Source organism: Streptomyces globosus (assembly GCF_003325375.1).
Taxonomy (GTDB): Bacteria; Actinomycetota; Actinomycetes; order Streptomycetales; family Streptomycetaceae; genus Streptomyces; species Streptomyces globosus_A.
On sequence record NZ_CP030862.1, the window covers coordinates 2376771 to 2394478 of the forward strand.

General features: G+C 74.5%; 15 protein-coding genes. 9 read left to right on the forward strand and 6 right to left on the reverse strand.

The window, feature by feature from the left end; translation table 11 throughout:
* The first annotated feature begins 34 nt into the window (after positions 1-34).
* Both C0216_RS10785 and C0216_RS10790 read left to right on the forward strand, forming a co-directional pair.
* Positions 35-823, forward strand: coding sequence for an SGNH/GDSL hydrolase family protein (locus C0216_RS10785; RefSeq protein ID WP_114055059.1), 789 nt, complete (start codon positions 35-37; stop codon positions 821-823).
* Positions 824-1022: 199 nt separating this feature from the next.
* Entirely contained in the window at positions 1023-2258 is a 1236-nt protein-coding gene (locus tag C0216_RS10790; RefSeq protein ID WP_428985418.1) for an MBL fold metallo-hydrolase, read from the forward strand.
* A gap of 146 nt (positions 2259-2404) precedes the next feature.
* On the opposite strand, the gene C0216_RS10795 is transcribed toward C0216_RS10790, so the two are convergent.
* Together C0216_RS10795 and C0216_RS10800 are read right to left on the reverse strand one after the other, a co-directional pair.
* The gene (locus tag C0216_RS10795) at positions 2405-3103 is read right to left on the reverse strand and encodes a sigma-70 family RNA polymerase sigma factor (RefSeq protein WP_114058590.1); all 699 of its coding nucleotides are present in this window, start codon (positions 3101-3103) and stop codon (positions 2405-2407) included.
* 144 nt (positions 3104-3247) lie between these two features.
* Positions 3248-4009 (reverse strand): hypothetical protein, encoded by a 762-nt coding sequence (locus C0216_RS10800; protein ID WP_246042462.1) that lies wholly within the window; start codon positions 4007-4009, stop codon positions 3248-3250.
* A 326-nt stretch (positions 4010-4335) separates the two neighbouring features.
* On the opposite strand from C0216_RS10800, the gene C0216_RS10805 reads away from it, so the two are divergent.
* Both C0216_RS10805 and C0216_RS10810 read left to right on the forward strand, forming a co-directional pair.
* A complete protein-coding gene (locus C0216_RS10805; RefSeq protein ID WP_114055060.1) occupies positions 4336-5463 on the forward strand; it encodes an MFS transporter in 1128 nt (375 codons plus the stop codon).
* Positions 5460-6545, forward strand: a complete 1086-nt coding sequence (locus C0216_RS10810) for a sugar ABC transporter permease (RefSeq protein WP_246042464.1) — start codon at positions 5460-5462, stop codon at positions 6543-6545. The genes C0216_RS10805 and C0216_RS10810 overlap by 4 nt, the downstream gene beginning before the upstream one ends.
* On the opposite strand, the gene C0216_RS10815 is transcribed toward C0216_RS10810, so the two are convergent.
* A complete protein-coding gene (locus C0216_RS10815) occupies positions 6532-7740 on the reverse strand; it encodes an acyl-CoA dehydrogenase family protein (RefSeq protein ID WP_114055061.1) in 1209 nt (402 codons plus the stop codon). The two genes, C0216_RS10810 and C0216_RS10815, sit on opposite strands and share 14 nt — an antisense overlap.
* Before the next feature lie 152 nt (positions 7741-7892).
* Between C0216_RS10815 and C0216_RS10820 the strand changes: the two genes are divergently transcribed.
* Both C0216_RS10820 and C0216_RS10825 read left to right on the forward strand, forming a co-directional pair.
* A complete protein-coding gene (locus C0216_RS10820; RefSeq protein ID WP_114055062.1) occupies positions 7893-9689 on the forward strand; it encodes a CoA transferase in 1797 nt (598 codons plus the stop codon).
* Positions 9686-11380 (forward strand): class I adenylate-forming enzyme family protein, encoded by a 1695-nt coding sequence (locus C0216_RS10825; protein ID WP_114055063.1) that lies wholly within the window; start codon positions 9686-9688, stop codon positions 11378-11380. Before C0216_RS10820 ends, C0216_RS10825 begins: the two co-directional genes overlap by 4 nt.
* Before the next feature lie 174 nt (positions 11381-11554).
* Here the strand turns inward: C0216_RS10825 and C0216_RS10830 are convergent, their stop codons facing one another.
* From C0216_RS10830 to C0216_RS10840, 3 genes are read right to left on the reverse strand one after another with little or no spacing between them, the layout of a single operon-like run.
* Positions 11555-12388, reverse strand: a complete 834-nt coding sequence (locus C0216_RS10830) for a metal ABC transporter solute-binding protein, Zn/Mn family (protein ID WP_114055064.1) — start codon at positions 12386-12388, stop codon at positions 11555-11557.
* Complete coding sequence (locus C0216_RS10835; protein ID WP_114055065.1) at positions 12346-13215, reverse strand: metal ABC transporter permease; 870 nt, start codon at positions 13213-13215, stop codon at positions 12346-12348. Before C0216_RS10835 ends, C0216_RS10830 begins: the two co-directional genes overlap by 43 nt.
* Positions 13212-13847, reverse strand: coding sequence for a metal ABC transporter ATP-binding protein (locus C0216_RS10840; RefSeq protein ID WP_114055066.1), 636 nt, complete (start codon positions 13845-13847; stop codon positions 13212-13214). The genes C0216_RS10835 and C0216_RS10840 overlap by 4 nt, the downstream gene beginning before the upstream one ends.
* 259 nt (positions 13848-14106) lie before the next feature.
* Here C0216_RS10840 and C0216_RS10845 point away from each other — a divergent pair, with 259 nt between their 5' ends.
* Genes C0216_RS10845 through C0216_RS10855 form a run of 3 tightly spaced genes read left to right on the forward strand, consistent with a single transcriptional unit; the run spans position 14107 to position 17708 of the window.
* Positions 14107-14889 (forward strand): 2,3-dihydro-2,3-dihydroxybenzoate dehydrogenase, encoded by a 783-nt coding sequence (locus C0216_RS10845; protein ID WP_114055067.1) that lies wholly within the window; start codon positions 14107-14109, stop codon positions 14887-14889.
* 15 nt (positions 14890-14904) lie between these two features.
* A complete protein-coding gene (locus tag C0216_RS10850) occupies positions 14905-16101 on the forward strand; it encodes an isochorismate synthase (protein WP_114055068.1) in 1197 nt (398 codons plus the stop codon).
* Positions 16098-17708, forward strand: a complete 1611-nt coding sequence (locus tag C0216_RS10855; protein ID WP_114055069.1) for a (2,3-dihydroxybenzoyl)adenylate synthase — start codon at positions 16098-16100, stop codon at positions 17706-17708. The genes C0216_RS10850 and C0216_RS10855 overlap by 4 nt, the downstream gene beginning before the upstream one ends.

Sequence of the window (17708 nt, forward strand, 5' to 3'; positions counted from 1 at the left end):
GGGTGAAAAATACGGTCTTGTGGCAGTGACGACGATGACAGAGACGACAGCGACCGCACGCAGGACCATCGGCTCGTACACGGCGATCGGGGACAGCTTCACCGAAGGGGTCGGCGACCCCGGGCCCGACGGGAGGTTCCTCGGCTGGGCGGACCGCCTGGCCGTCCTCCTGGCCGACCAGCGGCCCGAAGGCGACTTCCGCTACGCGAACCTGGCCGTACGGGGCCGCCTGCTCGACCAGATCGTGGCCGAACAGGTCCCGCGCGCCAAGGAACTCGCCCCCGACATGGTCAGCTTCTGCGCCGGCGGGAACGACATCATCCGCCCCGGCAGCGACCCCGACGCCGTCGCCGAGCGCTTCGAGGCGGCCGTCGCCGACCTCACCGGCGCCGTCGGCCTCGTCATGATCACCACCGGCTTCGACACGCGCGGGGTGCCCGTCCTCAAGCACCTGCGCGGCAAGGTCGCCACGTACAGCGCGCACGTGCGCGCCATCGCGGACAAGTACGGCTGCCCCGTCCTCGACCTGTGGTCCCTGAAGTCCGTCCAGGACCGCCGCGCCTGGGACTTCGACCGGCTGCACCTCTCGCCCGAGGGCCACACCCGCGTCGCCCTGCGCGCCGCCCAGGTCCTCGGCCTCGACGTGCCGACCGACCCCGACCAGCCGTGGCCGCCGCAGCAGCCCCTCAGCTCCGTCGACGCCACCCGCGACAACATCCAGTGGGCCCGCGAGCACCTCGTCCCCTGGATCGGCCGCCGCCTGCGCGGCGAGTCCTCGGGGGACAACGTGGAGGCGAAGCGGCCGGAGCTGCTGCCGCTGTAGTACGGGCGGACCCGGCGCCGGGCGCCGGGCGCCGGGCGCCGGACGCCGGACGCCGGGCGCCGGGCGGCGGCGGAGCGGGGGAGAGCGGATGCCGTCCCCCGCCCGTCCGGCGGAATCCTCCGGGGCCGTCGGGCGTTGACAGGGTGTGGGCCGTGCCGGGCACGGCCCCGCGCCCATCCGCCGCACCCCAGGAGGCGCCTTGACCGGCTCCCGCTCCCCGCTCGCGCAGCTGCGCACCCTGCGCCCCGAGGCCTTCGGTGCGGACCCCTCCGGGGCACGGATGCAGCGGATCCGGAACTCGCCGAACTTCCGGGACGGCGCCTTCCGGAACCCGGTCGGCACCCGCACCCGGCCCTCCGGCTCCATGCTCGAACTCGGCAAGGCCTACTTCCGCAAGGACGAGCGGGTCCGGCGCAGCCCGGCCGCGCCCATCCCGGTCCACCCGACGACCCTCGCCGACCTGGCCCGCCCGCCGGCCGGCGGGCTGCGCCTGACCTGGATGGGCCACTCCAGCGTCCTCGCCGAGATCGACGGACGCCGCGTCCTCTTCGACCCGGTCTGGGGCGAGCGCTGCTCCCCCTTCCCCTTCGCCGGCCCCCGCCGCCTGCACCCCGTACCGGCGCCGCCGGCCGCACTGGGCCCGGTCGACGCCGTTGTCATCTCCCACGACCACTACGACCACCTCGACCTGCCCACCGTCAAGCAGCTCGCCGGAACCGGCACCGTCTTCGCCGTCCCGCTCGGCGTCGGCGCCCACCTGGAGCACTGGGGCGTCCCCGCCGACCGCGTACGCGAACTCGACTGGAACGAGACCACCGAGATCGCCGGCCTCTCCTTCACGGCCACCCCGGCCCGCCACTTCTGCGGCCGCGGCCTGCGCAACCAGCAGCACACCCTGTGGGCGTCCTGGGTCGTCGCCGGCACCGAACACCGCATCTTCCACAGCGGCGACACCGGCTACTTCGACGGCTTCCGCGCCATCGGCGCGGCCCACGGCCCCTTCGACGCCACGATGATCCAGATCGGCGCCTACTCCGACCACTGGCCCGAGAACCACACGGACCACACCCCGCTGCCCGGTGCGTGGCCGGACATCCACATGACGCCCCAGCAGGGCGTCCAAGCACACCTTGACCTGCAGGGGTCCACCCCGCACGGCGTCATGCTCCCGATCCACTGGGGCACCTTCAACCTCTCCCTCCACGCCTGGGCCGAGCCGGCCGAGTGGACCGTCGATGCTGCAGAGGATGCCGGCCAGCCGGTCGCGCTCCCGCGTCCGGGCGAGCCCTTCGAGCCCGCGGGCAGGCTGCCGGCGGAGCCCTGGTGGCGTCCGATCTCCCATCCGATCGCTCACCCGTGGCGTCGCCCCAAGCCGGTGGATCTTCCTTCGAGTGACGCCCGGGCCGGAGACCTGGACCTCGCCGGCGAGCGATGACGCCGGACGCGGAGCCGGAAGCGGTTGCCCGCCTACGGCTCCGCGTCGGCACCGGAGGAGCGCGAGCGGGCCGTCCGTGCCGCAGACCGGCCCCCTGACGCTGAGCCGCAGCAGCGGCCGCGGCATCTGCGTCCTCGACCCGAGGACTACGCCCGTGCTGCCGTGAGGATGCGATCGCGGGCTTCGCGGCGGCTCCATCCGGCCCGTGCCGGGAGGGGGGACTCCGGCGCGGCGGTCGTCCGGTCTGTGTCCGTCAGGAGTGCGATGAGGTTCAGCCGCGCCCGGGCCACCCGGGAGCGGACGGTTCCGACGGGGCAGCCGACGGCGGTGGCGGCCTCCGCGTAGCCCAGGCCGAGGAGCTGGGTGAGGACGAAGGCCTCGCGGCGCTCGGCGGGTATGGCGGCCATGAGCTCGGCGAGAGCGATCCCGTCCTCGAAGCCGGGCACGCCGCGGGGCTGGGCCTGCTCGGCGGCGGTCTGCCAGTCCTGCTGGTCCGACAGGCGGGGGCGGGCGGCGGCGTGGCGGATGCTGTCCACGACGGTGCGGCGCGCGATGGAGAGCAGCCACGTGCGGGCCGAGGAGCGGCCTTCGAAGCGGGGGAGGGCGGCCAGCGCGCGAAGGAACACGTCCTGGGTGAGGTCGTCGGCGGCCTGGGTGTCGGCACTGAGGTAGGCCACGTACCGCCAGACATCGCGGTGGAGCGCGCGCACGAAGCGGTCGACCTTGACGGGATCGCCGTCTCGGGCCTCCAGGGCAAGCCGCGTCACCGTCGCGTCGGAGCCGGTGGTGGGCCCGGAGCCCTTCCGGACTGTTGTACGGGCATGGGTGGGCAGGGCAGGAGTCATCGCCACAAGGTCCTCATGGGTGAAGGAAGTCCGGCGCCGCGCGCGGCGGGGCCGGTGAAGGGGGGTACGGCCTGCCGGAGGGCATGGCCGATGCCCGAGGCGCGACGGCGCGCGGCCGTCAGTGTTCGCCCGGGGGGCCGACTGTCACAGGACAGCGGTTCCCGTCGGCGGACCCCGCGAGGTGATGGCGTGGACGAGGAGGAGCCGCCGCAGGGCGTGGCGGTGGCGGGACCGGCGGACGTGGACGCGGTGAAGGTGCGGCGTCGTCGGTGCGAGGAGGCGGAAGAGGATCCGCAGGGGGATCCAGAGCCGTGCCGCGAGGGTGCGGACGAAGCCGAACGCCGCCTGTTCCGCGTAGGCGAGCCAGAGGCCGCACAGGACGGCGGCGAGCAGGTGCGCGGCGAGCATGCCCGTCGGGGACATGCCGGCCATGTCGTGGCCGGTGGCGGGCATGCCCGTGCCGGCCGCCGTGGACGCGACGTCATGCACGTGATGCAGGTGGTGCATGCCGTGGACATCCGTCATCGCGGTGCCGGGCGGTGGCTGGGACACGAGCGTGCTGAGTCCCGCCGCGTCGGCGACCTCGAGGGTTTCGCGGGTCGACGGGTCTGGTCCCGTGCCCTCGCCGCACATCAGGTACGCGGCCCACTGCCGGGCGAAGGAGCCACCGGCCGGCAGGGACGGGTGGATCAGCGACTGGGCCAGGGAGAACCCGGCATGGAGCAGCGCCTGGACGGCCACCGTCGCGCCGGTGACGGCGAGCAGTCCGCGTTCGCGGTCCGCCAGGGCCCAGGCCGCTGCGATCGTGCCGACGAAGGCGGGCAGCACAGCCCACCAGGGGACGGCGATGCCCGACGTGAGGACGTGGCCGGTGGCGGCGAGCAGCACGCATACGGCTGCGAACATTGCAGCCCGTGCGGCTCGGGAACAGCGGCCTCGCTTCATGGCGCGTTCATCGTCGCACCGGACTTCCCGGCCGGACAGGTGGGTGCGCACTTCATGACAAGTCCTCGTCCTCGCCCTCGGCGCTGCTGGCTTCGGTCGGTTGTGGCGCACAGCACAGGGAGGAGCGGGAACCGGAGCCCCGTGCCACCCGACGACCTTCCCAGACGGCCCGCGTATGCAACATCCGGAGAACGGAGACTTCTGTGGCGGCAGCACAAGGGGCTTCAGCGCCAACGGAGTTGGACGGGCGCGCGAGGCGGCGGCTGACCGCTCTCCTTACGTGCGTCATGGCGTTCTCGATGCTGCAGCTGTTCCTGATGGGGGCGCTGGGCCCGCGTCTCGTTGCGGAGCTGGGCGTGTCGCCCGCCGTTCTCGGGCTGACGACGACGACCGGGTTCGGAACGGCTGCCCTGCTGTCTCCGGTGGGCGGCCGGATCGTGGACCGCATCGGCCCAAGGCGCTCACTGGTTCTCCTCCTGCTGGTCGCGACCGCCGCCCTGGCCCTGATCGGAGCCGCCCGGGATCTTGCCGTCCTCCTGGGCGCGGTGGCGCTCGGCGGAATACCGCAGGCGTTGGCCAACCCCGCCACCAACAAGGCTGTCCTGGCTGCCGTTCCGCCCGCCCGGCGGGGCGCCGTGACGGGTCTGAAGCAGTCGGGTGTGCAGCTGGGGGCGTTCGTGGCGGGCCTGCCGCTCGCGGCGCTCGCCGCCGGACTGGGCTGGCGCACTGCGGTCTGGACGGCCTCCGGCGCCGCGCTGCTGGCGGCCGTGTGGGCGCTGCGGTCACTGCCGGCCGATGCGCCGCCGTCCGCGTCCCCGGCCCCGGCATCGTGGCTTCCCCGCGGCATGGTGGCGTGGCTGGCCGCCTTCTCGTTCTTCCTCGGCGCCGGAATCGCCTCGGTCAACACGTACCTGTCGCTCTACGGCGTGCAGCGGCTGGGCATGGACCCGACCGCGGCCGGCGCCTTGGTGGCGGTCCTCGGCGTGACGGGGATCGCCGGCCGGGTGGGATGGTCGAAGGCAGCCGTCCCCGGGCGTGCGGAACGGCTGCCGGGCCGGCTGGCATGGGGCGCGCTGGGAGCTGCCGTCCTGCTGGCGGCGGCCCAGCTGGCGGGCCCGCTGGTGTGGCTCGGTGCCGTCGCGGTGGGCGTCTTCGCCGTCTCCGGCAACGCCGTGTCCATGGTGTTGGTCATGCAGCGTGCCAAGCCCGGGCGGGCCGGGCAGGACTCGGCCCTGGTGGCCGCGGGGTTCTTCGCCGGGTTCGCGACCGGTCCGTTGCTCTTCGGCCTGTTCGCGGAGCGCGGCCGGTACGGGGCGGGCTGGCTCCTGGTCGCCGCGGAGTTCGCCGTGGCGGGAGCCGTCGCGTTCTTCTGGGCCCGTCATGACCGCCGGGGCCAGGAGAGGGGCGGCGCGTGAGCTCCGCGGACTGGGCGGAACGGGCACTGGCGGCCGTGATGGGACGGGTGGCGGTGACGGAGGCAGAGGTCGGTGCCCGCTTCCCGCTGTACGCCGATCCCCGGGACGGGAAGTGGACGACCACCGGGCGTGGTTCGTGGGCCGGAGGGTTCTGGGCCGGGCTCCTGTGGCTGCGCGCACGCCACACGGGGCACGATGCCGACCGCCGGGCCGCCGCTGAGTGCACGGCCCGGCTGGAAGGCTGGGCGGACGCGGACACCGCGACCCGTGGCCTGATCCTCTGGTACGGGACCGCTCTCGCCGAAGGCGACGAAGCAGCGGCCTCACTGCGGGACCGGGCGGCGCGGGCCTGCCTCGGGGACCTCCACCCCGAGACCGGGATCGTCCCCTGGGGCAGCGCCTTCGGAGGCCCCCGCCTGGTGGCACGGGTCGACGGAGTCCCGGGGACGGTGCCCCTCCTGGCCGAGACCGGGCCGGACGGAGCGGCCGCAGCGGCCGCGCACCTGGACCGGCACCTCGGCCTCTGCCTCGGCTCCGGCGGGGAGCAGCGGCCGCCTGCCTGGCAGTTCGACAACGGGGCGGGGACGTGGAGTCCGCTCGACGACCCGAGGCCCGGATGGAGCCGTGGCCGGGCGTGGCTGCTCCTCGCGATCGCCGACGCCCTGCTGCGGCCGGACGTGGCGGCACGCTGCTCGGTGCATCTCGTGGAGGCGGCCGATCGTCTCCTGGCCCAGGACGACGTGGCGACCGGGCGGCTGGTCCCGCCGGCGGAGGGCGCCGAGCCGGACGGCCCTGCGGACACCTCTGCCGCGGCGATCACCGCGGTCGCCCTCATGAAGCTCGCCAGGGTCCCCGGCGCATGGACGGACGCGTGCTCGTACCGGGGCGCCGCCATCCTGAGCCGGCTCGCGGAAGCCCATCTCTCCCGTGCGGACGACGGGCTTCCGGCCGGCATGCTGCTGGACGGCTGCTACGACGCGGGCAAGGGCCTCGCCGTACGCCACGAGCTGGTCTGGGGCGACTTCTTCCTGGCCCTGGGCCTTGCCTCGCTGGACGGGCTCGTCGACATCAGCCGGGTGTGACCGCCTGCGGGCCGTAGTCGCGCAGGATCCGCCGGGCGACGGTCGTGATGTGGAGCTCGTCCGGGCCGTCGAGGATGCGGGCCGCGCGTCCGCCGCGGAACAGGGCGGGAAGCGGGGTGTCGGGGCCGAGCCCGGCGGCGCCGTGGACCTGGATGGCGGAGTCGGTGACCTGCTGGAGCATCCGGGCGGCGGCCACCTTGGCGAGCCCGACCTCGGTACGGGCGTCCTGTCCGGCGGCGATGAGCGCCACCGCCTCGTGGACCAGGGGGCGGGTGGTGCGCAGGGCGAGCAGGGCGTCGAACACGTGCTGCTGGACGAGCTGGTGGTCGGCGAGCGCCCCTCGTGAGCCGCTGCGCGTGGCGGCCCGTGCGCACATGAGGTCGAAGGCGCGCTGGGCCTGGCCGAGCCAGCGCAGGCAGCGCAGGGTGCGGCCCAGGGCGAGTCGCTCCCCGGCGACGGCAAGCGCCCGGCCTGCTTCGCCGATCAGGTGGTCGCCGGGTACGCGGACGTCGTCGAGCTCGATCTCGTACTGGCCCGCCGCCCCGAGGACGGGAAGTTCACGGACGATCCGGAAACCGGGGGAGTCCGTGGGGACGAGGAGCAGGGAGAGCCCCTCACGGTCGCCCGGCGCACCGCTGGTACGGGCCAGCACCGTCACCAGGTCGGCGGCCCCGGCCCCGGAGGTGAACCACTTGCGGCCGGTGATCCGCCAGCCGCCGTCCGCCGCGTACCCGCCCCGGGTGCCGGTGAGCAAGGGGTCGGTTCCGGGGACGTCGGCTTCGGTCATCGCGTAGCAGGTGCGGATCTCACCGGAGACCAACGGCTCCAGGTACCTCTCCCGTACCCGGGTACCGGCATGCCGCGCCAGCATGGTGACGTCGAGCAGCGTGGCGGACCCCAGGGCGGCGGGGCCGTGGTCACTGGCGCCCTCGGCCTCCGCGAGCTGCGCGTATACGGAGAACGGCAGCCCGCCGCCGCCCAGTTCGGCAGGAAGCGGCAGGGCCCACAACCCCTCCGTGCGGGCGAGGGACCGTAGTTCCCGCAGGGCCGCCCCGGCGGCCGGCCCGCCTGCGTCGAGAACGGACTCCTGCGGAATCACCCGGGTGCGGACGAAGCGCTCGACCCGTGCCCTCAACTCGGTTGCCGCGTCATCGGGTTGGGGAGCCGCACCGCTCGCCGTGAGTGAAACCGCCACCGTGTTCCTCCCGGTTCCCGGGAACTCGCGGGAACGTCTGTCCGACTGTCTGTCCGTGGAACTGGTCGGGCGCGGATGCTCCCGAGTTCCCGCGTTGCGCGTTTTCCGTACGACCTCGGCGGCGGCCACCGCCGCGCCGGGAGAGGAGAGGCATGGCGTCACCGGCAATCTCGCAGACGGTCCGGCCACTCGACACACTGCGCCTCGGCATCCTGGGACCCCCGCAGATCACGAGCGTCGTCGCACAGCACCTGCGGCTGCTCGGAGCACAGGACGACGTCGCCGGGCAGCAGGACGCGCCTGGCGCCATCACGCTCACCGGCGGTGGCTACGAGAGCGCGCAGGCGACCGTCACCTGGGGCGGCTCCGGCAGCGGCCTCGTCGACGAGGCCACGGTCCAGGCAGCCACCGGCGTCATGGCCGTCCACGGGCGCCGCGACGGCCACCCGCGCGGGCTGGCCGCTGACTACACGGCGACGGCCACCGGCGTCCTGGCCGTTCAGGGGCTGCTCGCCGGCCTGATCGGCCAGTCCCGCGGCACGGCCGCCGCCCACGTCAGCACCGGCGCGGACCGTGCCGGGCTGCTCGCGGTGTCCCAGTACCTGGCCGCCGCCGGGGCGGACGAGGGCGAGGCCGCGCAACTCGGACCCGGCGGACCGCCCTTCACCTCCGCCGAGGGAGTGCTCTTCGAGCTGGAGACGCTCGACCCGGGTGCCTGGGCTGCGTTCTGGCGGGCCCTGGACGCGCCCGCCGACGCGATGCGGGCGGGCTGGCGGCCCTTCCAGTTCCGGTACGCCACCGCCTGCGCCCCCCTCCCGCAGGCTCTCCACACCGTCACCCGAGCGCACCCCCTGGCCCGGATCCGGCAGGCCGCAGCCCTCTCGGGAGCCGAGGTGTGCGTCCTGCACACCCTCGCCGACCGGCTCGCGGAAGCCGACGGAGCGGCCCCGTGGTCCCTCCGGCCGTACGGGGCCGACGGACCCCTCCCCTCCTCGCGGGCCGCCTCGGGCAACCCGGTGCCCCCCACCGTGGGGCTTCCTCTGGCCGGCCTGACGGTGCTGGAGGCGGGCCGGCGTATCCAAGCCCCTCTTGCCGCGCACCTCCTGGGGCTGCTGGGGGCCGAGGTCGTCAGGATCGAGCCGCCGGGCGGGGACCCGCTGCGCGGCATGCCCCCGGCCTGCGCGGGCATCTCGGCGCGCTGGCTCGCCCTCAACCGGGGCAAGAAGGCCGTGGAGATCGACATCAAGGCGGAGGCCGACCGGCGCCGACTGCGGGAGATGGCGGCCGAGGCGGACGTCTTCCTGCACAACTGGGCCCCGGGCAAGGCCGCCGGTCTCGGGCTCGACTCCGACGACCTGGCACGGGTCAACCCCGCGCTCGTGTACGCGTACACCGGAGGCTGGGCCGACCGGATCGCCGACGCCCCCATGGGCACCGACTTCATGGTCCAGGCGCGTACGGGGGTCGGCGAGGCCGTACGACCCGAGGGCGAGGCCCCGGTGCCGTCCCTGATGACCCTGCTCGACGTACTGGGGGGCTTGCACGGCGCCGAAGCAGTCCTCGCCGGGCTGCTGCTGAGGGAGCGCACCGGTCGCGGGGTCCGCGTGGACTCCTCCCTGCTCGGCGCGGCCGACACCCTCACCGCTCCCGCCCTGGCACGTGCGGCCCGAGGTGGGAATCCCCGCCGCCCGGCCGGATTCCGCCACCCGCTGCCCACGGCGGACGGCTGGATCGCTCCCACGGACGACAGCGCCCTCGCCGCAGCCGCGTACGACCTCCGCGAGCTGAGCACCCCCGACGCCCTTGCCCGGCTGGGCTCGCACGGCCTGACCGCCACCGCGGTCACGACCGACCTGTCCGACCTGCACCACGACCCGCGCTTCGCCGGCTCGATCAGCCGCGACGCGCACGGTGCCCCCGCCGTTTCCGACCCCTGGAGCTTCGCATGACCGCCGACAGGCCCGTACTGCACGACCTGCTGCCCGCCGGCCTCCGCCGCTCGTGGGTGGTCGACGGCACCTGCCCGGACCTCGACCTCTACAGCCTCTTCCGGGCCCGCCAGATCGCGAACCTGCACCACACGGCCGTCCTCGACGCCAAGGGCAAACTCTGCTACACCGCCCTGGACCGCAAGGTCCGATGCCTGGCCGTCGGCCTCAGAGCCCTGGGCATACGCCCGGGTGACGTGGTCGGCGTCCAACTGCCCGACAACCGCAACGCCGTGATCGCCGACCTGGCCCTGGCCGCCCTCGGCGCCGTCGCGCTCCCCTTCCCCGTCGGCCGCGGCGTCCTGGAAGCCGAGTGCCTGCTGCGCCGGGCGGAAGCCGTCGCCGTCATCGCCTCCGTCCAGCACCGGGACGTCCGGCACGCCGCCGACCTGCACGCGCTGTCGCGGTCCATGCCCGCCCTGCGCCATGTCGTCGCCGTGGGCCCCGGGAGCGCACCGGAGGGAGCCGTGGCCTGGTCCGAGCTCATGCGCTCCGACCCGCAGGAGTTCCTACCCGCCCGTCCCGACCCGGACAGCGCCGCCCGCATCCTGGTGTCCTCCGGTTCCGAGGCCGAGCCGAAGATGATCGCCTACTCCCACAACGCGCTCGCCGGCGGCCGCGGCAACTTCCTCGCCTCCCTCATCCCGGACGGCACCCCGCCCCGCTGCCTGTTCCTGGTCCCGCTGGCCTCCGCCTTCGGCTCGAACGGCACCGCCGTCACCCTGGCCCGGCACGGCGGCACCCTGGTCCTGCTCGACCACTTCACCCCCGACGCCGCCCTCGCAGCCGTACGGGAGCACGAGCCCACCCACGTCCTGGGCGTGCCGACCATGGTCCGGATGATGCTCGAACGCCTGGACGCGACGGGCGAACGGCTGCCGGCGCCCACCGCCCTCGTCCTCGGCGGCGCACCGCTGGACGAGACCACGGCGGAGGCAGCGGCGAAGGCGTTCGGCTGCCCGGTCGTGAACCTCTACGGATCCGCCGACGGCGTCAACTGCCACACCGGCCTCGGCCACACGGTCCCGCCGACCGACGGTACGGGCATCGTTGCGGGCCACCCCGACCCGCGCGTCGCGGAGATCCGCATCGCCGACCCCGACACCCACGCGGCGCTGCCCGACGGAGCCGTGGGGGAGATCATCTCGCGCGGTCCGATGACCCCGCTGTGCTACGTCGCCGCCCCCGAGTTGGACGCCCGCTACCGGACGCCGGACGGCTGGGTCCGCACCGGCGACCTCGGCTACCTGGACACCGACGGCGTCCTGCACGTGGTCGGCCGCCTCAAGGACATCGTCATCCGCGGCGGCGCCAACATCAGCCCCGCCGAGGTCGAACGCGTACTCAGCTCCCACCCCCAGGTGCGCGACGTCGTCTGCGTCGGCGTGTCCGACCCGCTCATGGGCGAACGCCTGGCGGCCTGCGTGGTTCCCCGCACCGGGCAGACCCCGACCCTCGACGGACTCAGCGCCCACCTGACCGGGCACGGCCTGGAGCGCCGGAAGCACCCCGAGCGCCTCCTCGTCGTCGGCGCCCTTCCCCTGACCCCGGCCGGCAAGCCCGACCGGGCAGCCCTGCGCGAACGGCTGACCGCGGGCCTGCCCTCCACCCCGGCGGCCGACTCCGGACCTCCGCTCGCGCAGGCCGGCTGAGGGCAAGGCCCCGTCGCCCCGACCATCCAACCCCGTTGGCGGCCCGCTGCGCGTCCGTTGGCCTCCGGCGAGCCGAATCGCAGCGAACAACAACGGTGCAGACGGGTGCATCCCGGGGCGGTTCGTGCAGTCCGTCCCGGGATGCGGTCGTCGGATGCCGATCGGCGCAGGTGATCAGGAGGCGCTCATGGCCCTCTTCAGCTCGGCCGCCGCGTTGCGGTAGACCGGCAGCAGGTCGAGGTCCTCACCCGGGTAGTTGACGATCTTGACCTGCCTGGCGCCCGAGTCGGGCAGCACCGTCCCGGTCGACATGTGGGCGTTGTCGAGGACCAGCGCCGGCTTCTTCGCGGAGAGCCCGGCGAGCTGCGCCGGGGTGACGGCCTCGGGCCCGTACGTGCCCACCGTGGTGGCGCCGGCGAGCCTGGCCGCCCAGGTGGTGAACACCTGGGTGACGACGTTCGGGCTCTTGCCGCCGGGCCAGGCGGCCTGGAGGTCCTCGGCCAGCTTCCCGTACTCGGCATCGAAGCCGGTCTTCCACGTGGTCGCGGCGTCCGCCGTGCCGAAGAGCCCGCTCAGCTTGTCGACCTCGGCCTTGACCTTGTCGGGGTCGTTGTCGAGGTTCACCTCGACCAGCTTCGCCTCGGAGCCGGCGGCCTCCTTGATCTTCGCGGCGTAGGGCTCGAACGGCGCGTACAGCACGAAGTCGGCCTTGGCCACGGCCGCGAGGTCCGAGGGCTTGGGGTCGTAGTCGGGGGCGTGGTGGACGGACTGCGGCACGATGACCTTGACGTCCTCGGCGCCCGCGGCCCTGGCGAAGGCCCCTTCCCACGTCGTGGTGACGACCACCACGGGCTTCCTCCCGGCCTTGGGGGCACCCGACGCGGCGGGGGACGACGTGGTGCCGTTCTCGGCGCCACCGGTGCTGTTGCCGCCGCAGCCGGTGACGAGGGCCAGCGCGGCCGCGCTCAGTGCGAGGAGGGAAGGGATGCGGACGCGGGTGCGCGCCATGGGCTGGTTCTCCGTTCGGATATGAGATGCACGGCGAGGACGAGTGCTCCCGCCGTCAGGACGAGGACCGGGCCGGGCGGCCAGTCGAGCCACAGGGCCAGGAGGAACCCCGTCAGGTTCACGGTCACGCCGATGCCGATCGCCCACAGGGTGATCGACTTCAGCGAGCTGCCCAGCCGTCGGGCGGCAAGGGCGGGCAGCAGGGTCAGGGCGTCGACGAGCAGGGCCCCGGTGAGCTTGATGGCTCCGGCGACCGCGACCGCGACCAGCACCAGCAGTACCGCGGTCAGGGCCCTGACGGCGACGCCGGAGCACTGGGCGAGCTCCCGGTCGTACAGCAGCAGGCCGATGTCGCGCCGCTTCCACCAGAACAGGCCCGGTACGAGCACGGCGAGCACGCCCAGGACGAAGAGGTCGGGGGTGCCGACAGACAGGATCGACCCCCACAGCAGGGCGAACGCCCCGGAGGCGTTGACCCCCGACACGGCGAGCAGCAGCAGCGCCGCCGCGATGGCCAGGCTCATCAGCAGACCCATCGCCCCGGAAAGGCCGTCCGGGGTGCGGGCGAGCGGGGCCACGCCCGCACCGGCCAGGGCGCAGGCGACGAGCGCGCACAGCATCGGGTCGAGCCCGGTGAGCAGGCCGACGGCGATGCCCAGCAGGGCGACGTGCATCATCGCGAACCGCACCGGCATGATGTCGAGCCCCACGATGACGACCCCGACGACGGGCAGGCCGATCGCGGCGAGCAGCAGGGCCGCCCCGGCGCGCTGCACGGGTGCCAGCTGGAGCAGCGCGCCGAGGTCGGCGGTGGCGAGGGTGGTCACCGGACCTCCCGCAGCCGGCCCGCAGCCATCTCCAGGACCCGGTCGCAGCGGTCCGCCAGGGCCCGGTCGTGGGTCACGACGACGAGTGTCACCGGCAGCGAGGCCAGGACGTCGGCGGCCTCCGCCTGCCCGTCGAAGTCGAGCGCGGCGGTCGGCTCGTCGGCCAGCAGCACCTCGGCCCCGGCGGCCACGCAGCCGATCGCCCTGGCCAGGTACATGCGCTGCAACTGGCCTCCGGACAGTGTGTGCAGCGGCCGCCCGGCCAGCTGCCCCACGCCGAGCCGGTCCGCCGCACCGGCGGCGGCGGACGGCGCGGTACTGCTGGCCAGCAACTCCTCGCCGAGCAGCGGGAACCGTCCTGCGGCGGGCTTCTGGGGGATCCAGGCGCAGGCCCGGCGCCGCCAGGCCCATTCCGCCGGCGTGCGCGCGCTCCGGCCGCCCACCCGGATCGAGCCCGTCACCTGGCGGTGCAGGCCGAGGACAGCGCGCAGCAGGGTGGTCTTGCCCGAGCCGTTGGTCCCGGTCAGCGCGACCCGCTCGCCCGCGGCGATCTCCAGGTCCACGTCGGCGACGGCCTCCACCCGGCCGTGCCGGCAGGCGACCCCCCGCATCCGTACATCCAGCCCGCCCATCACACACCCTTCGGTCGTTCGCCCCACGCAGCAGTAGTCGGACGGTGCGTGCGACGAGTTCCCGGGGCCGGATCTTTCTGCGCCCTGCTGCACATGACACGACGTCACACGGCCGAAACGCCTCAACCTCCCTGCCGGTGCCGCTTTCTGACGCTGCACCGCAGGTCGCACTGCCGTGAACTTGCCCGTGGCGTATACAAGAGTTAGGTTTGCCTTGCCTTAGTTAGGCGGGCCTTACTTTTTGTGTGTGGGGGTTTGCATGCCTGTTCGGGCCGGGGGAAACCCACCGCCGGTGGCGCTGGTCACCGGGGCGGCCAGGGGGATCGGCGCCGCCGTGGTCGACGGCCTGGTCCGCGAGGGCGTCGCCGTCGCCGCCGTGGACGTCGACGAGGGCGGCCTGGCGGAACTCGCGGAACGCTCGGCCGGGCTGGTCGTCCCCTTCGCCGCCGACGTCTCCGACCGTGCCGCCGTCGCCGACGTGGTGGCCGCGGTCGAGAAGGGCATCGGGCCGATCGAAACCGGTGTGTCCGTGGCGGGCATCCTGCGTCCCGGCCTGCTGTGCGACACCACCGACGAGGACTGGGACGAGACCTTCGCCGTCAACACCACGGGCGTGTTCCTCGTCCTGCGGGAACTGGCCCGCCGGATGGTGCCCCGCGGCCGCGGGGCCCTGGTCACGGTGGCGTCCAACGCCGCGGGTGTACCGCGCGCCGGGATGGGCGCGTACGCCGCGTCCAAGGCCGCCAGTGCCATGCTCACCCGCTGCCTCGGACTCGAGGTCGCCCGCCACGGCATCCGGTGCAACGTGGTCTCGCCCGGCTCCACCGACACCCGGATGCAACGCCAGCTGTGGACGGGTGAGGACGACCTCGAACGGGTCATCGCGGGCACCCCCGAGGAGTTCCGGACGGGCATACCGCTCGGCCGCATCGCCGACCCGGCCGACATCGCCGAAGCCGTGCTGTTCCTCGTCTCCGACAGAGCCCGGCACATCACCATGCAGAACCTGTTCGTCGACGGCGGCGCAACCCTGCGCGCCTGAGAAAGGAATGCCGACGTGTCCATACCCGCACTCGTGCGCCCCAGACCCGTGCACCGGGCCTCCGACCTGCTGGCCGCCTACCTGCCCGGCTCGTTCTACTTCTCCTCCCCCCGCGGGACCCTGCTCGCCGACGGCGTCCACTCCAGGGTCCGTGCCGCCGGCGCGTCGCACGCCCGGGCCGCCGCCGAGGCGCTCGACGCGGCCGCCGCGGCCGGGGTGCCCGACCCCGTCGTCGCCGGCGCCGTCGGGTTCCGCCCCGAAGCGGAGAGCGGCCTCGTGGTGCCCTCCGTGGTGCGGCGTGCCGGCGCACCCGCGGTCGTACGGGCCCCCGAAGCGGAGTCCGGCACCTCGTGGACGCTCACGCCGCGCCCCGAGCCCGCGCACTACGCCGACAGCGTCCGCCGCGCGCTGGAGCTGATCGGCCGCGGCGAGCTGAGCAAGGTCGTGCTGGCCCGCTCCCTCGAACTGGCCGCGGAATCCCCGGTGTGGGTGCCGGCCCTGCTGGCCCGGCTGGTGCGGGCGGACCCGGCCGCGTACGCCTTCGCCGCCGACGTCACCGCGCCCGGCGACCCCGCCCCGCGGACCCTGGTCGGGGCCAGCCCCGAACTGCTGGTGTCCCGGCGGGGAGCGACCGTCCTGGCCAACCCGCTGGCGGGCTCGGCCCGCCGGTCGGGCGACGAGGCACAGGACCGCGAGACGGTCGCACGGCTGCGCGACTCCGCCAAGGACCTCGGCGAGCACGCCCACACCGCCGGGCAGGTGGCCGAGGTACTCGGCCGGTTCTGCACCGACCTGGAGGTGCCGGCGCAGCCGGAGGTCATCGGCACTCCGACGATGTGGCACCTGTCCACCCGGATCACCGGCCGCCTCGCGGACCCGGCCGCCCCCGCCTGCTCCGCGCTGGGGCTGGCCGAGGCGCTGCACCCGACCCCCGCGGTGGGCGGTGTGCCCGGCCCCGCGGCCGTGGGCGCCATCGCGGACCTCGAACCGGAGGACCGCGGCTACTTCGCCGGGATGGTCGGCTGGACCGGTCTCGACGGCGACGGCGAGTGGGCGGTGACGATCCGCAGCGCAGAGGTGTGCGAGCGGACGGTACGGCTGTCCGCCGGGGCCGGGATCGTCGCCGGCTCCGAGCCCGCCGCCGAACTGGCCGAGACCGGAGCGAAGTTCCGCACGCTGCTGCGCGCCCTCGGACTGGAGGGCGCCGTATGACCGCCGACCACGTCCTCTGGCCGCCTCGGACCGCCGCGCGCTACCGCGCCGCGGGCCACTGGCGGGGACAGACCTTCGGGGCGCTGCTGACCTCGCTGGCCGCCGCTTACGCCGACCGGACCGCCGTCGTGGGCGGGGACACCCGGTGGACCTTCGCCGAACTGGACGAGAGGGCCCACCGGATCGCCGCGGGCCTGCTCTCGTCCGGGCTCGCACCAGGCGACCGGGCCGTGCTCCAGCTTCCCAACATCCCGGAGTTCCTGCCGGTCGTGTTCGGCATGTGGCGCGCGGGCGTCCTGCCGGTGTTCGCGCTGCCCGCCCACCGGCGCAGCGAGCTGCGGCACTTCGCCGCCCAGAGCGAGGCCGCCGCCGTCATCACCGTCGGCGAGCACGAGCGGCACGACCACGCCGCGACCGCGCGGGCCGTCGCGTCCGACGTGGAATCCGTACGCCGGGTCCTGCTGGTCGGCTCGGACGAGTTCGCCGGCCTCGCCGCGACGGCGCCGCGCGAGCTGCCCGACCCCGACCCGGCAGGCGTGGCGTTCCTCCAGCTTTCCGGGGGGAGCACCGGGCTGTCGAAACTGATCCCGCGCACCCACGACGACTACCTGTACAGCGTCCGCGAAAGCGTGCGGATCTGCGGCCTGCGCCCGGACAGCGTCTACCTGGCCGCGCTGCCGGTGGCCCACAACTTCCCCCTCAGCTCGCCCGGTGTGCTCGGCGCGCTGCACGCGGGCGCGGCCACCGTCATGGCGCCGCGGCCGGACGCGGACACCGCGTTCCGGCTGATCGAGGCCGAGCGGGTCACGATCACCGGGGTGGTGCCGCCGCTCGCCGCCGCGTGGGTGCAGGCGGCCGCCCGCACCGGCCGCGACCTGTCGTCCCTGGAGGTGCTGCTGGTCGGCGGGGCCAAGTGCGGGCGGGAGCTGGCCGAGCGGATCGGCCCCGCGCTGGGCTGCCGGCTGCAACAGGTGTTCGGTATGGCGGAGGGCCTGGTGTGCTACACCCGCCTGGACGACCCCGACGAGGTGGTGCTCGGCACGCAGGGCCGGCCGATCTCCCCGGACGACGAGGTCCGCGTCGTCGACCCGGACACCGGCGCCGACGTGGCGCCGGGCGAGACGGGTGCCCTGCTGACCCGCGGCCCGTACACGATCCGCGGCTACTACCGGGCGGCGGAGCACAACGCCACCGCGTTCACCGCGGACGGCTTCTACCGGACGGGCGACCTCGTGCGCCGCACGCCCGCGGGGCACCTGGAGGTCGTCGGCCGGGCCAAGGAGCAGATCAACCGGGGCGGGGAGAAGGTCGCGGCCGAGGAGGTCGAGAACCACCTGATGGCCCACCCGGGCGTGCTCGACGCGGCCGTCGTCGCCGTGCCCGACGCCCACCTCGGCGAGCGGACCTGCGCCTACGTCGTGCCCGTCGCGGGCGCGGCCCCCACCGGCCCGCAGCTGCGGGCGTTCGTGCGCGAGCGCGGTGTGGCCGCCTTCAAGGTGCCGGACCTGGTCCAGGTCGTCGGGGAGTTCCCGGTGACCGGGGTCGGCAAGACCAGCAAGCGCGAGCTGAGGGCGGCGCTGGCCGCGCTCGCCCGGAAGGAGCCATGA

Coding starts and splice junctions, on each gene's coding strand:
- C0216_RS10855 (WP_114055069.1), top strand. CDS start 16,098: ATGACCGCCGACCACGTCCTCTGGCCGCCTCGGACCGCCGCGCGCTAC.
- C0216_RS10845 (WP_114055067.1), top strand. CDS start 14,107: ATGCCTGTTCGGGCCGGGGGAAACCCACCGCCGGTGGCGCTGGTCACC.
- C0216_RS10840 (WP_114055066.1), bottom strand. CDS start 13,847: ATGGGCGGGCTGGATGTACGGATGCGGGGGGTCGCCTGCCGGCACGGC.
- C0216_RS10795 (WP_114058590.1), bottom strand. CDS start 3,103: ATGACTCCTGCCCTGCCCACCCATGCCCGTACAACAGTCCGGAAGGGC.
- C0216_RS10820 (WP_114055062.1), top strand. CDS start 7,893: ATGGCGTCACCGGCAATCTCGCAGACGGTCCGGCCACTCGACACACTG.
- C0216_RS10805 (WP_114055060.1), top strand. CDS start 4,336: ATGGCGTTCTCGATGCTGCAGCTGTTCCTGATGGGGGCGCTGGGCCCG.
- C0216_RS10830 (WP_114055064.1), bottom strand. CDS start 12,388: ATGGCGCGCACCCGCGTCCGCATCCCTTCCCTCCTCGCACTGAGCGCG.
- C0216_RS10785 (WP_114055059.1), top strand. CDS start 35: ATGACAGAGACGACAGCGACCGCACGCAGGACCATCGGCTCGTACACG.
- C0216_RS10825 (WP_114055063.1), top strand. CDS start 9,686: ATGACCGCCGACAGGCCCGTACTGCACGACCTGCTGCCCGCCGGCCTC.
- C0216_RS10800 (WP_246042462.1), bottom strand. CDS start 4,009: ATGTTCGCAGCCGTATGCGTGCTGCTCGCCGCCACCGGCCACGTCCTC.